This is a genomic window from Desulfitobacterium metallireducens DSM 15288, assembly GCF_000231405.2.
Lineage (GTDB): Bacteria > Bacillota > Desulfitobacteriia > Desulfitobacteriales > Desulfitobacteriaceae > Desulfitobacterium_A > Desulfitobacterium_A metallireducens.
This window is the reverse complement of the sequence record NZ_CP007032.1, coordinates 1537426-1550302: the sequence shown is the minus strand read 5'-3', so window position 1 is coordinate 1550302 and position 12877 is coordinate 1537426. Positions and strand designations below refer to the sequence as shown.

Annotated in this window: 13 protein-coding genes and 1 pseudogene; 11 read left to right on the top strand and 3 right to left on the bottom strand. The window is 40.4% G+C overall.

The window, feature by feature from the left end; genetic code table 11:
• Positions 1-39: 39 nt before the first annotated feature.
• From trkA to DESME_RS07425, 7 genes are all read left to right on the top strand, one after another.
• The gene (gene trkA, locus DESME_RS07455; protein ID WP_006718978.1) at positions 40-1392 is read left to right on the top strand and encodes a Trk system potassium transporter TrkA; all 1353 of its coding nucleotides are present in this window, start codon (positions 40-42) and stop codon (positions 1390-1392) included.
• Positions 1393-1395: 3 nt separating this feature from the next.
• On the top strand, positions 1396-2853 hold the full coding sequence (locus DESME_RS07450; RefSeq protein ID WP_006718980.1) for a TrkH family potassium uptake protein: 1458 nt from the start codon (positions 1396-1398) through the stop codon (positions 2851-2853).
• Between the two features lie 2 nt (positions 2854-2855).
• Entirely contained in the window at positions 2856-4070 is a 1215-nt protein-coding gene (locus DESME_RS07445; protein WP_242837432.1) for an ArsB/NhaD family transporter, read from the top strand.
• Between the two features lie 24 nt (positions 4071-4094).
• Positions 4095-4784, top strand: a complete 690-nt coding sequence (locus DESME_RS07440; protein ID WP_006718984.1) for a peptidylprolyl isomerase — start codon at positions 4095-4097, stop codon at positions 4782-4784.
• Between the two features lie 15 nt (positions 4785-4799).
• A complete protein-coding gene (queF, locus tag DESME_RS07435) occupies positions 4800-5288 on the top strand; it encodes a preQ(1) synthase (protein WP_006718986.1) in 489 nt (162 codons plus the stop codon).
• A gap of 200 nt (positions 5289-5488) precedes the next feature.
• Positions 5489-6238 carry a sulfite exporter TauE/SafE family protein gene (locus DESME_RS07430; RefSeq protein ID WP_006718988.1) on the top strand — a complete coding sequence of 250 codons (750 nt, stop codon included), beginning with the start codon at positions 5489-5491 and terminating at the stop codon, positions 6236-6238.
• A gap of 18 nt (positions 6239-6256) precedes the next feature.
• Positions 6257-6784, top strand: coding sequence for a TIGR00725 family protein (locus DESME_RS07425; RefSeq protein WP_006718990.1), 528 nt, complete (start codon positions 6257-6259; stop codon positions 6782-6784).
• A 29-nt stretch (positions 6785-6813) separates the two neighbouring features.
• Here DESME_RS07425 and DESME_RS07420 read toward each other — a convergent pair whose 3' ends face one another.
• Complete coding sequence (locus DESME_RS07420) at positions 6814-7410, bottom strand: ribonuclease H1 domain-containing protein (RefSeq protein WP_006718993.1); 597 nt, start codon at positions 7408-7410, stop codon at positions 6814-6816.
• A gap of 272 nt (positions 7411-7682) precedes the next feature.
• On the opposite strand from DESME_RS07420, the gene tlp reads away from it, so the two are divergent.
• Positions 7683-7898, top strand: a complete 216-nt coding sequence (tlp, locus tag DESME_RS07415; RefSeq protein WP_006718995.1) for a small acid-soluble spore protein Tlp — start codon at positions 7683-7685, stop codon at positions 7896-7898.
• Between the two features lie 155 nt (positions 7899-8053).
• Entirely contained in the window at positions 8054-9394 is a 1341-nt protein-coding gene (locus tag DESME_RS07410; RefSeq protein ID WP_084553170.1) for an amidohydrolase family protein, read from the top strand.
• On the opposite strand, the gene DESME_RS16250 is transcribed toward DESME_RS07410, so the two are convergent.
• Positions 9383-9709, bottom strand: a complete 327-nt coding sequence (locus DESME_RS16250) for a DUF1003 domain-containing protein (protein ID WP_282432828.1) — start codon at positions 9707-9709, stop codon at positions 9383-9385. The genes DESME_RS07410 and DESME_RS16250 overlap by 12 nt on opposite strands.
• Positions 9710-10023: 314 nt before the next feature.
• Positions 10024-10715: pseudogene (locus DESME_RS15355) on the bottom strand (IS6 family transposase).
• Positions 10716-10900: 185 nt separating this feature from the next.
• Here DESME_RS15355 and DESME_RS07390 point away from each other — a divergent pair.
• Both DESME_RS07390 and DESME_RS07385 read left to right on the top strand, forming a co-directional pair.
• On the top strand, positions 10901-12625 hold the full coding sequence (locus tag DESME_RS07390; protein ID WP_006719007.1) for an aldehyde ferredoxin oxidoreductase family protein: 1725 nt from the start codon (positions 10901-10903) through the stop codon (positions 12623-12625).
• The gene (locus DESME_RS07385; protein ID WP_006719009.1) at positions 12625-12849 is read left to right on the top strand and encodes a MoaD/ThiS family protein; all 225 of its coding nucleotides are present in this window, start codon (positions 12625-12627) and stop codon (positions 12847-12849) included. The genes DESME_RS07390 and DESME_RS07385 overlap by 1 nt, the downstream gene beginning before the upstream one ends.
• Positions 12850-12877 lie beyond the last annotated feature (28 nt).

Below are 12877 nucleotides of genomic sequence, written 5' to 3'. Positions count from 1 at the left end.
TGTTGAAATTATTATTGTAATTATTACGGAGGTTCTGAGGTGCGTGTCGTAATCGTAGGAGCGGGCAAGGTTGGCTATATCTTGGCTCAATATTTATCTCAGGAGGATCACGAAGTTATCGTGATTGAAAAGAATGATGAGCGTCGAGCGATCGTCCAGAACAGTTTAGATGTGATGACAATCGCTGGAAATGGTGCTAGTCCAGCGATGCTTTTAGACTCAGAAATTCGTAAAGCAGATCTTATGGTTGCTGTCACCGATAGTGACGAAGTTAACATGATCGCGTGTATGTCGGCTAAGCATGCAGGAATTAAGCGTACGATTGCTCGCGTCCGGAATCAGGAATATGCTGAAAAAGATAAACTCAAATTTAATGAATCCTTAGGCATTGATTTAACAATTAATCCTGAGATGGTTACAGCCCTTGAAATCAGTCGCATCCTTCTAACACCTGCGGCTTTGGATGTTGAAGATTTTGCGGATGGACGGGTAAGAATGCTTGAGGTGAAAATCCCGAACGATTCAAAGTTCACAAACATTGCTTTGAGTCAACTCACCTTACCTCAACAAGTTTTGGTCGCCGGAATCCTGCGTCAGGATCGCATGCTCATTCCTAATGGGAATGATATAATTCTACCCCATGATTGTGTCTTTTTTGTTGGAGAGCACTCCGCAATTAAAAAATTAGAAATGCACTTTCCCGTCCGAAAATCCAAAGTTGAACGAGTAATGATCATCGGCGCGGGAAGGATTGGTCGCCACCTAGCTTTAATTCTTGAGAATGTAGGAATTTCTGTCAAAGTCGTGGATAAAGATCGTAACCGCTGTCAGGAATTAGCTGAGATACTAAATGATGGACTAGTTCTTTGCGGTGAAGGAACAGATATTGATTTACTTATGGGAGAGGGAGTAGGGGAATCAGATGCTGTTATTTGTCTGACTGATGATGATAAGCTTAATTTATTAATCGCGCTCATTGCCAAGCATCTTGGTGCTCCAAAAACGTTTGTAAGAGTCGGTCGCTCGGATTATACCTCCCTTATGGAACAAGTAGGAGTTGATGTCGTCCTATCGCCACGCGTGCTCACAGCAGGTGTCATTTTGCGACAAGTTAGACGAAGCGATATTGTCTCGATCTCACTTCTTGAAGGAGCAAAAGCTGAAGCTATGGAAATCATTGTGGCTAGCACTAGCCCTGTTGCACATCGAAAACTTAAAGAAGCAAAACTTCCACGTAACTCTTTGATTGGATGCATAGTTCGAGACAAAAAAGCAATTATCCCGAATGGAGATACTTCACTTGAACCTGGTGATCGCGTCATCGTCTTTGCTTTACCTGATACTGTCCCTACTGTCGTTAAGCTCTTCGAAAATAAACTAGGGAGCAAATAAGAAATGAACATTCGACTTGTGCTGGGTATACTCGGAAAACTCCTATCCGCGTATTCTTTTGCTATGTTTATTCCTTTAATGATTGCACTCATTCTCAACGAATCTAGCTTAATGGCTTTTATCATTTCTATTTTGATCACAGGTTTAACTGGAGTTTTTCTGGTGTATCGTTGCAAGCTCTCTAATTTGAAATTTGGTGCCCGCGAAGGGTTTGCAATTGTTGCAGCAACCTGGATTCTTACTTCTCTGTTTGGAGCATTGCCGTATTGGTTTTCTCATGCCGCCCCTACTTATATAGATGCAGTATTTGAAACCGTCTCTGGGTTAACCACGACAGGGGCTAGTGTCATAAATGATGTGGAAGCATTACCGCAATCACTTCTTTTTTGGAGAAGTCTTACCCATTGGATAGGCGGAATGGGAATTATTGTTTTCTTTATTACCTTACTTCCTAGAACAGGGGTTGGCGCAGTCACTCTTTTTAATGCAGAAGTTCCTGGGCCTACCAATGAGCGTATTCAGCCACGGATACGAGATACTGCGACTGCGCTTTGGAAAATCTACACTGTCTTTACGGCCATTCTCACCTTCCTCCTTTGGGGCGCTGGCATGACCTTCTTTGATGCCATAAACCATGCGTTTGCGACCATGGCAACTGGAGGATTTTCAACTAAAAACACAAGTGTCATGTATTATGATAGTTTATCCATCGAGTTGATTTTGACCTTTTTTATGATACTTGCCGGTGGAAACTTTGGAATTTACTTAATGGCCTGGCGCAAAAAAAACTTCAAGCCCTTCCGTAATAACGAATTCTCTATTTATCTCCTCATCATTCTTGGAGCGACATTGCTTATTGCGGGGAGCCTTTGGTATAGTGGCGGCAAACCAATCGATTATGCTCTTCGTCACGCCTTATTCCAGGTCGCTTCGATTATAACTACGACAGGCTTTGCCTCAGATGACTTTGACCGGTGGACTGCGATAACAAAGCTTATATTATTTCTTCTCATGTTCATCGGTGGAAGTTCAGGCTCTACCTCGGGTGGCATAAAAGTTTCTCGCATTATACTTCTCACCAAAAGTACATGGGCTGAATTGAAAAGAGCAATTCATCCCCGAGCTGTTTTAAGTATCAAGCTTGATGGAAAAGCCATAGAACCCAACACAATCGTCATGGTCAGCATTTTTTTCTTTCTATATATCGTGACTTTTGCTGCAGCAAGTATGATTATTACGGGTACAGGACTTGAGCCCTTTGATGCGATGAGCGCCGTAGCTGCCACCTTAGGCAATGTTGGACCTGGCTTTGGTGTAGTTGGACCAACCAAGACATTTGCCAACGTCAGTCTTTTGGGAAAGTCTGTCTTGACATTCTGTATGCTTTTGGGGCGTTTAGAGTTTTTTACATTGCTCATTTTGCTTCGCCCTGAGTTCTGGCGAACGAAGAAGAATTGGTAAAGATGATGATTATTTCAGCAACCCTTCTCAGCATTGTTCTGGTGATTTTTACCCTTGGAAAAAGTCCGATTTTCCGTGTCGATCGGGCAGGAGCAGCGATAATTGGGGCAACATTAACTATCGCAACTGGGGTACTTTCCTTTGATGAAGCAATAAGTGCCGTGGATTACCGAACAATCATTTTACTTTTTTCTATGATGCTCATTTCCTCATATATGAATGCTATCGGTTTATTTGATTTTCTGGGTCATTACATCATGAAGCGACTTAGAACTCCGAAAGGATTGCTAATCGTTGTTATTATTATGGCAGGATTATTATCCGCCTTGCTCATCAATGATATCGTATGCTTATTCTTTACCCCGGTCGTTATTACAGTAACTCGTCGTGCAAAACTCTCCTCAATACCGTATCTGATTGCTGTAGCGCTAGCTTCTAACATTGGGAGTGCCGCAACCCTCATTGGAAACCCACAAAATATTTTAATTGGCAGCCTTTCACACCTATCTTTTTCTTGGTATTTGCTTCTTGCTTTACCGATCTCGCTTATAGGCCTCTTTTTGACGTATATCGTTTTAGCGAAGATCTACACCAAAGAACTGAGTCAGACTCTGGTATTGCCTTCAGAGTCAGTCCGAGTGAAACCGATACCTCGCTTTCTTTTATTGAAAGGGATTGTTACTCTACTGGGCGTAATTCTCAGTTTTTTGTTCGGGTTAGATCCTGCTCTAGTTGCCAGTCTTGGTGCAGCAATTCTTCTCATTACGCGGAGGCTTAAGCCTAATAAAGTCTACGCCGGAATTGACTATAATCTTCTGGTCATCTTTATTGGTTTGTTTGTGGTTGTTGGTGGAGTCGAAAAGAGCGGCTTATTGAACATGCTTTTGGGTACGATGAAGGAGGTTAGTTTACCTGTTTTCATGATATTAACTGTTATCCTCTCAAATATTGTGAGCAATGTTCCTGCTGTGATGCTTTTGAAATTTATGATACCACCGGAACAAAATTCCATTTGGTGGGCGAATATAGCCATCTTCAGTACGCTTGCAGGCAATTTAACGATAACAGGCTCAATCGCTAATCTAATCGTTGTTGAACTCGCAAAAAAGAACGGAATTCATATTCGCTTTTTTGACTATCTGCGAATCGGCTTTCCGATAACGATTATTCTCGTTCTGATCGGGATGCTTTATTTTAAAATGCTTTTTGGGATATAGTAGATAACAAAAGGAGGAATTTTCTTGAAGAAACTTAAATTTGTGTTACTCGCCTGTTTATCTTTATTCTTATTTACCCTTACCGGATGTGGTTCCTCAACACAAAACAATGCCAACACCTCTAATTCCGTCAATACGGCCCCAAATACAAATACACCGGCACCTACAAATGAGGGGGCGTCTTCTAATGCGAAGAATCCTGTTGTTACGATTACGATGGAGAGTGGGGAAGAGATCAAAATTGAGCTTTACCCTGACGTCGCTCCCAATACAGTGAAAAATTTTATTTCCTTAGTGCAAAAGGGATTTTATAATGGGACGACCTTCCATCGAGTTATACCTCAATTTATGATTCAAGGAGGAGACCCGCAGGGTAATGGTTTGGGTGGACCAGGGTACAACATAAAAGGAGAATTCACTGAAAATGGGTTTAAGAATTCCTTAAAGCACGAACGATCTGTAATCTCGATGGCAAGATCAAACGCCCCTAATTCAGCCGGATCGCAATTCTTCATCATGGTAGCCGCAGCGCCAAGCCTTGATGGTAAATATGCGGCCTTTGGAAAAGTGTTAAGTGGTATGGAAACAGCCGATAAAATTGTAAGCAGCCCTAAAGACGCCAATGATAAACCCTTGCAAAGTCAAATCATGAAAACGGTAACAGTCGATACATTTGGGGTAAGCTATAGTGAGCCTGAAGTTATAAAGAAATAAGAGAGGAATTACATAATGTCACGACAAAAAAACGAACTTGAAACAGTTACCTTACTTGGAAATCATGTGGACTTAAGTTTCAACTACAATCCTGATATACTTCAGTATTTTGTCAATAAGCATCAGGAAAACGATTATTGGGTAAAATTTAACTGCCCTGAATTTACTTCACTTTGCCCTATGACAGGGCAGCCCGACTTTGCAACGATCTATATCAGCTATATTCCTGACATCAAGATGGTCGAAAGTAAGTCACTCAAACTTTATTTGTTAAGCTTCAGAAATAACGGAGACTTCCATGAAGATGTGGTCAATATCATCATGAAAGACTTAATTAAATTACTGGATCCTCGTTACATTGAAGTCTGTGGCAAGTTTCTGCCCAGGGGTGGGATCAGTATCGATCCGTATTGCAATTATGGTAAGAGTGAAAAGTGGGAGAAGTTTGCCGCTCAACGACTTCTTTATCACGATATTCAGCTAGAACATGTCGATAATCGTTAGACAATCTCAAATTGCTAAGCTCTGTCCTTTAAAAAGGCAGAGCTTTTGTTATATATTGGTTCATTTATTAGTTAATTTCTTCTTTAAAGTTTAGAATATACTGGTTATACTGGAAACGCCTACTTATAGTTGGTGGCAAACAAATAATAGTCATCAAAAGCGTAATATCGAGTAATAATCACGTATAAAAGGAGACAAACATGGAAGCAATTATCATTCTTTTACTAGTAGGAGTATTCGCTGGTTTCCTCAACACGATAGCAGGGGGCGGCTCCTTATTAACCTTGCCCATTCTCATTTTTCTAGGCTTACCGACTGCAGTGGCGAATGGGACAAATCGGGTAGCTTTAGTCGCACAAAACGGGGTTGCCGTCTGGAATTTTAGACGCAAAGGATTTTTTAATTGGCGCCTAGGTCTTCTTTTTGGAATTCCAGCAATGATTAGTTCAGTTATCGGCGCCAGACTCGCGATATTCACACCAGATACAGTATTCAATAAAATTCTTTCAATCATTATGTTAGTTGTACTTTGGTTAACGATTAAACCCAAAAAGAAGAAGGATGCTTCTGAAGTTAACGAACATTTAAAAAGGAAGCAAAAGATTATCGGAGTCCTTGGCTTTATCTTAATTGGATTATATAGTGGCTTTATTCAGGCTGGGGTCGGATTCATCATTATGGCCTTCACAAGTACTCTGTTTGGAATATCGCTAATCAAGGTGAACAGTTTTAAAGTACTTATTGTCGGCCTTTGTATGGTTACATCCTTAACGACCTACGTCTTGCTCGGAGATGTATACTGGACTTATGGCTTAATCTTAGCCTCAGGGCAAGGTGTTGGGGCATGGCTCGGTAGTAACTTTGCGGTTAGTAAAGGAGAAAAGTGGATTCAAATTATCCTAGTTGTAACTGTAGTTGCCATGTCTGCTAAATTATTCTTTAATTTTTAAGTGAAAGGAAGATTATACGTGATACGCATTGGAATTATTGGACAGTCGGGTGAACTCCCCCTGGAAATTCGAGAATTAGCTTTGGCACTTGGTAAGGAAATCGCACGAAGAGGATGTGTATTACTGAGTGGTGGTACAAATGGGATCATGGAATATGCTTCTAAGGGTGCGAAAGAAGAGAACGGAATCGTGGTCGGAATATTACCTGGAGATACGAGGGATAAAGGAAACAGCTATATTGATATACCCATTACGACCGGATTAAGCTTTGATTATCGGAGTTTAATTCTTGTTCATTCTTCTGATGCACTGATTATGATCGGTGGCGGAAATGGTACGCTTGGTGAACTTTCAGCAGCCTATCTTAATCGCAAACCGGTTGTTGTTCTTGAACCTTCTGGCGGCTGGGCGGGAAAAATAAGATCCGTCGCTTATGAAGAAACTTACCTTGATGAGAGAAAAAGCATTAAACTAGAGTATGCACAAAGCGTTCAAGAAGCCTTAGATATCGCCTTGAGTCGCATCGATATAGAAGATGTAAAATAACTTCAATTGCACTGACTGCTAGAGTACTATTATGTTATCCCTAAGGCTGCTTTGGCCTTCTTATCTACATATTCATTAAATTTGTTACCAGTATGGGCTTTTACTTTTTCGAAGACATAGACCCCTCGATATTCGTTCATTAGTTTAGCATACCTTTGGGTAAATTCATTTTTTGCTCTCCATTCACCTGTAACCCAAAAAGCAATTCCAGCGTAATCATGAAAAATCCGGATCGTTACACCTAAATCAGCTGCACGTTTTACCGCATAGATAACGGCAGCAATTTCACCTGCGACATTTCGCATCACGGCAGCTTCTGGGCTTGTTCCTGAGCTGCTGTCTTCATATATTACTTCATCATTTTTTACAAAAGCATAGGCCCACGAATATTGCCCACTCAAATAACTACCATCTGTATAGACTTCGTAATCAACAGGATGGGAGTTTACTCTAAGTTCACTTCGCTTATCGTTAAACCAATCTTGCGCCTCACTTTCAGATTCGAAGCTTCTATAAATCGCACCAGGAAACCCATGGACTGCATTTTTACACGCTGCCCAGGTCAAAAAGATTCCTGACTCACGACCGACTTTAACTGCATAAAACTTAGGCTTTTTTGTAGGCATTATCGATAATCCTCACTTTGTTAATTATTTCTGATCAAATGACTCATATTTCAGTATAACAATCTTATTTTAGTAGATTTAGGTAATTCACGCAATCTAAGTGTCGGTCATTGTAGTAAGTCTTTGACTATTTTGCAAATCATCACTAAAACAGTAAGTCGGTAAAGTCTCAACTTCATTTGCAAAGCGTAACTTAAGATATTTTTATACCGTATAACATCATAGAATTTAGGTCATCTTAAATACAGAAAATGAAGATAGGAGTGATCCTTTTGGCTAAACCTGATAACCGTGCGGATAATCAAGCACATCTACAAGAACATATCGACCATACTTTAGCTAATTTGCGTGAAGCAGAGGATTACTTGGATGAGCACGCAAGGGAGATCACAACTGAAGAGAAGCAAAGGATTGAAGCAAAAAATGATCGGCGTCAAGAAAGTATCAAAAGTTTTATAGCCGAAAAGAAAGACGAAGCTCAACAGTAAAAAAATCCATGCTTTATGATCTGTGTTCCGCCATAACAAGCAGCTCCTTCCAATTTCGGAAGGAGCTCTGTCACTTTATCACGCAGACAAATCTTAACTCAATAATGAATATAATATAATCCAGATTGGTTTGTGTTCTTAGATAAAGACCTCTTATGGAGCGTGATAAAATGCGTTACCTTTCTCCAGACAAAATAATAATAAATAAACCTGAATCTCTTATGGTATTTAAAGATGTTAATATCATTCCTATGGACCAGGAAGGTATTATCAAACATCAAAATGTCTTTATCCAAAACGGGGTGATTAAAAAAATCCTTAATGCTGGAGAAGAATCGATCCCTCGGGAAGCTATTTATATTAACGGTAGTAAAGGAAAGTATCTTATAGCAGGGCTTGCAGATATGCATGTTCATATTGTTCATTCGAATGATTTGCTTCTCTTCATCTCCAAAGGGATAACGACCGTTCGTAACATGGGTTCTTTTTATGCCGGGAAATATCATTTTCATCTCCGGCTGAAAAACAAGGTGAATAACCAAGAAGTCATCGGTCCACAGATTTATACTGCCGGATCAATGTTATGCGGCTCTACATCCATGATTCCACTGATATGCAAACAGCTTAAAACAAAAGATGATATCAGAAGAGTTATTTTAAAAGAAAAACAAGCGGGGTATGATTTTATAAAAATTCACGACGGCTTGTCTTTAGCACAATATTCTGATGTACTCCGCATTGCGCACGAATCTGGAATGGATGTTGCCGGCCATCTTCCAGATGAAGTTACATTGAATTCTGCCCTTAATTTAAGGCAACGTTCGATCGAGCATTTGATGGGCTATATAAATGCATTTAAGGATGATTGGGTAATTAAGAAAGATGAGATAGATCAATATATAAGAACGACAAAGGAGCATGACGTTTGGAACTGCCCCACAATGATATCGTTTCAAAGAATTCAAAGTTTCAAAAGATCCATTGAATTTGAAGAAGAGGACGAACTTAAATTAGTTCCTCCTTTGGCCCGCTGGTTATGGCGGTATTTCACTTGGAAAAGAGACAGGGAAGGGGAGAAAAAGGGATATAAATACCCTCAAAAGTGTTTACCCTATGTAAAGGAGACGATTCAAAAACTATACGAAGCGAATTGTAATCTCTTGCTTGGGACAGATACACATCTGCCCTACATTATCCCAGGTTTTGCAACCCACAGAGAATTAGAAAACTTGGTGTCATGTGGAATTTCGCCTTATCAAGCGCTTAAAACAGCAACCTATAATGCTGCGAAATTTCTTAATAAATTAGATGAATTTGGAACAGTGTCCGAAGGGAAACGAGCAGATCTTATTCTTCTTGACCAAAACCCATTGGACAATATTCATAACATGAAAACACAATTAGGAGTAATGGTGAATGGGAGATGGATTACCCAAATTAGCATCGAGAATATCCTTCAAGAGATAAGAAATCATTATAGGCTTTCAATTATTTAACAGTTCCTTAATTTTTGCTATATCCTCTTCAATTCCATGCAAATGGTTGTGCATATCATCAATTTCCTTTTCGGCCTTATAGTTAATTGCAAAGTCAATCAATGATTCATGTTTGTCATGCGCTGCATGTCGATTTTGGCTCTTCATAATAATAGGTGCCTTAAAGGTAGCAATAAATGAAAGAACAAGATTTAATAGAATAAACGGTGGCGGATCGAAATGACCTATAACTAAAACAGTGTTTGTTATTATCCACAATGCTAAAAAACAGCTAAACAAGATGACGAAGTTCCAACTACCACCAAAAGCTGCTATCCGGTCAGCCAGACGGTCTGATTACTTGGTGCTTCTCTGGTATTGCTCATCTAGTTGTTGCTCTATAACGCTCTCATATTCTTTTACGACCTCCTCAATACGTTTTGTATAATCTTTTAGTTGATTCTCGTTCATAATTGAGTACCTCTTCCTAATCAGTTGATTAAATTTATTTATATAATTATATCACTGCAAACTATTTACTATCATCGGCGAAAATTAAGTTCCTATACTAAACCGGCTCTGTTGCAAAAAAAAGTTACTATTTAATATAAATGGCATAAATGCCTAAACTGTTCTTAAAAATTTAGTTATTACTCAACATTCATGATACGTTGAATAAACTCCATTTCTTCAAATGGAGTCATTCGGCCTGCTTGGTTTTTTCGAATCATGTGCATGGTTTCAATACCGGAAATTGTGGAGCATGCAGACTTGAAACTTTTAAACCCTAGCATGGGTTTGACAATTCGCTTAATAAAGCGATGGTCTTGATCAACGATGTTATTTAGATATTTTATTTGCCGATGTTGAGTATCACATGAAAGTCTACCGCCATATATAAGCGCATTAATCAGGACCTCATAAGTGTAATATTTATCCGTGGTAATTACTATTGGCATTTGATTATGATCGGCTTTCAGGGCTTTGTTAAAGAACTTCTTTGCTGACTTTTTATCCCGGTTTTCGGAAATCCAAAAATCAATTATTGCACCATCGGAATCAACAGCTCTGTATAAATAAGACCATTGCCCCTTGATCTTAAATAAGTTTCATCGACTCTCCATGAGTCATTGGTCGGGCTGAGATGTTTTCTGATCCTGCTATTTATAATAGGTGAATATTGCTGAACCCAACGAAGAATAGTTGTATGAGATATTGATAAGCCACGTTCAGCCATCATTTCTGTAAGATTTCTGTAGGATAAAGGGTACTTTAGATACCAGCGGACACAAAGCAATATTATCTCAGACTCGAAATGTTTCCATTTAAAGATATTTACCATTATCAGTGTACCCCCTAAGTTGAAATTGAAATCATCTTAACAGGGTTTGACGATGTTAAAAGTGGAAAGTATTATTTGCACCAGAACCTATAATTGAATCAAATCACGTTTGATGGGGAAAAATATACTTATGTGAAATTCTGAATGAAGAGATTCATAAAACAATAGTTTTGGAGGGTAACAAGGTGAAACTCTATCGTGTCAATATGTCGGATCTTTCCTTTGTCGCAGAGGAAGTCCCTAAAGAGTGGAAAGTGCTAGGTGGTAGAGGTTTAACCTCGGCCATCATCGCAAAAGAAGTCGAACCAACCTGTCATCCGCTTGGCAGCAGAAACAAATTGGTCTTTGCGCCGGGATTGCTTGCTGGAACAATGGCAGCAAACTCAGGCCGCTTGTCAGTCGGATCCAAGAGTCCGTTAACAGGCGGTATTAAAGAGAGTAACGCTGGAGGAACTGCTGCCCAAAGACTGGCTAAACTCGGGGTTAAAGCCCTAATTGTGGAGGGCATCCCAGAAGGAGATAAATGGTACTGTCTTCATGTCCACAAAGATGGCGTGGAAATCAAAGAAGAAACTGAGCTACTCGGTAAAGGCAACTATGAAGTCCTTCATACGTTAACCTCACGGTATGGAGAAAATACCGGGGTGATGACTATTGGACAAGCCGGGGAATACAAAATGGTAGCGGCCAATATTTCAATCAAAGACCCCAAAGGCCATATTCGTAGCGCAGGACGTGGTGGACTCGGAGCTGTAATGGGGTCAAAACGGATAAAGTTCATTACACTTGACGATAACGACGGAACAGGAATTAACATTCTCGATAAAGAGAAATTTAAGAATGCAGCTCAGATTTTTAACAAGGGATTATTGAGCCACCCCGTGAGTGGTAATGCCCTGCCCAAATACGGCACCGACGTCTTGGTCAATATTCTCAATGAGGCGGGTGGGCTTCCTACGAAGAACTTCCGCCTGGGACAATTCGATGGAGCTGAAAAGATTTGCGGCGAGACCATGTATGATACGATCATGAGCAGAAAGGGAGATTCCACTCATGGCTGTCATGTAGGTTGTGTCATCCGTTGTTCTCAAACCTATAATGATAAAGATGGCAGATATCTTACCTCAGGTTTCGAGTATGAAACGATTTGGGGGTTTGGGGCCGGCTGTCTGGTAGACGATTTGGATATTATCGCGCATGTGGATAATATTTGCGATGATATCGGGATTGATACGATTGAAACCGCTGGAACCATGATGGTTGCAATGGAAGCGGGAGTGCTCCCCTGGGGAGATGGTCACGGGATCCTTAAATTATTGAAAGATGAGATTAAGGAAGGCACGCCCTTAGGTCGAATCCTGGGTAACGGAGCCGATTCTACGGGACGAGCCTATGGAGTAACTCGTATACCCACGGTTAAACATCAAACGATGACGGCTTATGACCCAAGGTCTGTCAAGGGTATCGGCGTGACTTACGCTACGAACCCCATGGGAGCCGACCATACCTCCGGGTATACCATTGCATCGAATATACTGAAAGTAGGCGGTTACGTCGACCCGTTGTCTAAAGACGGTCAGATTGAACTTTCCAGAAACATGCAAATTTCCACCGCTGCCATCGATAGCGCTGGCCTTTGTATCTTTACTGCGTTTGCTATCTTGGACTACGAACCTGTCTCTCACGCTCTAGTCGACATGATCAACGCTCAATATGGTACAAACTGGTCAGTAGATGATTGGTTCGAACTCGGTAAAACTGTACTTAAAACTGAACGAACCTTCAACAAAGCTGCAGGATTCAGCAAAAAGGATGACCGGTTACCGGAATTCTTTAGCGAACCTATACCTCCTCATAACGCGATTTGGGATTTTACGGGTGAGGAGCTTGATCAGGTTTACACGTTTTAATGAAGATTACTATAAAGCTGTTTGCCACTTTGCGGGACGGACGGTTTAAAGAACAGAAGATTGTAGTTCAAGATACTTATCGGATTATTGATATAATCATCCAATATGCTATACCCCGGGAGGAAGTCTCAATTTGTCTCGTTAACGGTCGAAATGTTCAGCCTGAACAAACGCTTAAAGAGGGTGATACATTTTCAATTTTTCCTCCAGTAGGAGGAGGTTAAGAAATTTTTTTACAAGGGGTGGTTAAGC

Excerpts from the sequence above, each read along its gene's own strand:
- DESME_RS07450 (WP_006718980.1), top strand. The coding sequence starts at position 1,396 with ATGAACATTCGACTTGTGCTGGGTATACTCGGAAAACTCCTATCCGCG.
- DESME_RS07445 (WP_242837432.1), top strand. The coding sequence starts at position 2,856 with ATGATGATTATTTCAGCAACCCTTCTCAGCATTGTTCTGGTGATTTTT.
- queF (WP_006718986.1), top strand. The coding sequence starts at position 4,800 with ATGTCACGACAAAAAAACGAACTTGAAACAGTTACCTTACTTGGAAAT.
- DESME_RS07430 (WP_006718988.1), top strand. The coding sequence starts at position 5,489 with ATGGAAGCAATTATCATTCTTTTACTAGTAGGAGTATTCGCTGGTTTC.
- DESME_RS07420 (WP_006718993.1), bottom strand. The coding sequence starts at position 7,410 with ATGCCTACAAAAAAGCCTAAGTTTTATGCAGTTAAAGTCGGTCGTGAG.
- DESME_RS07410 (WP_084553170.1), top strand. The coding sequence starts at position 8,054 with ATGGAGCGTGATAAAATGCGTTACCTTTCTCCAGACAAAATAATAATA.
- DESME_RS07385 (WP_006719009.1), top strand. The coding sequence starts at position 12,625 with ATGAAGATTACTATAAAGCTGTTTGCCACTTTGCGGGACGGACGGTTT.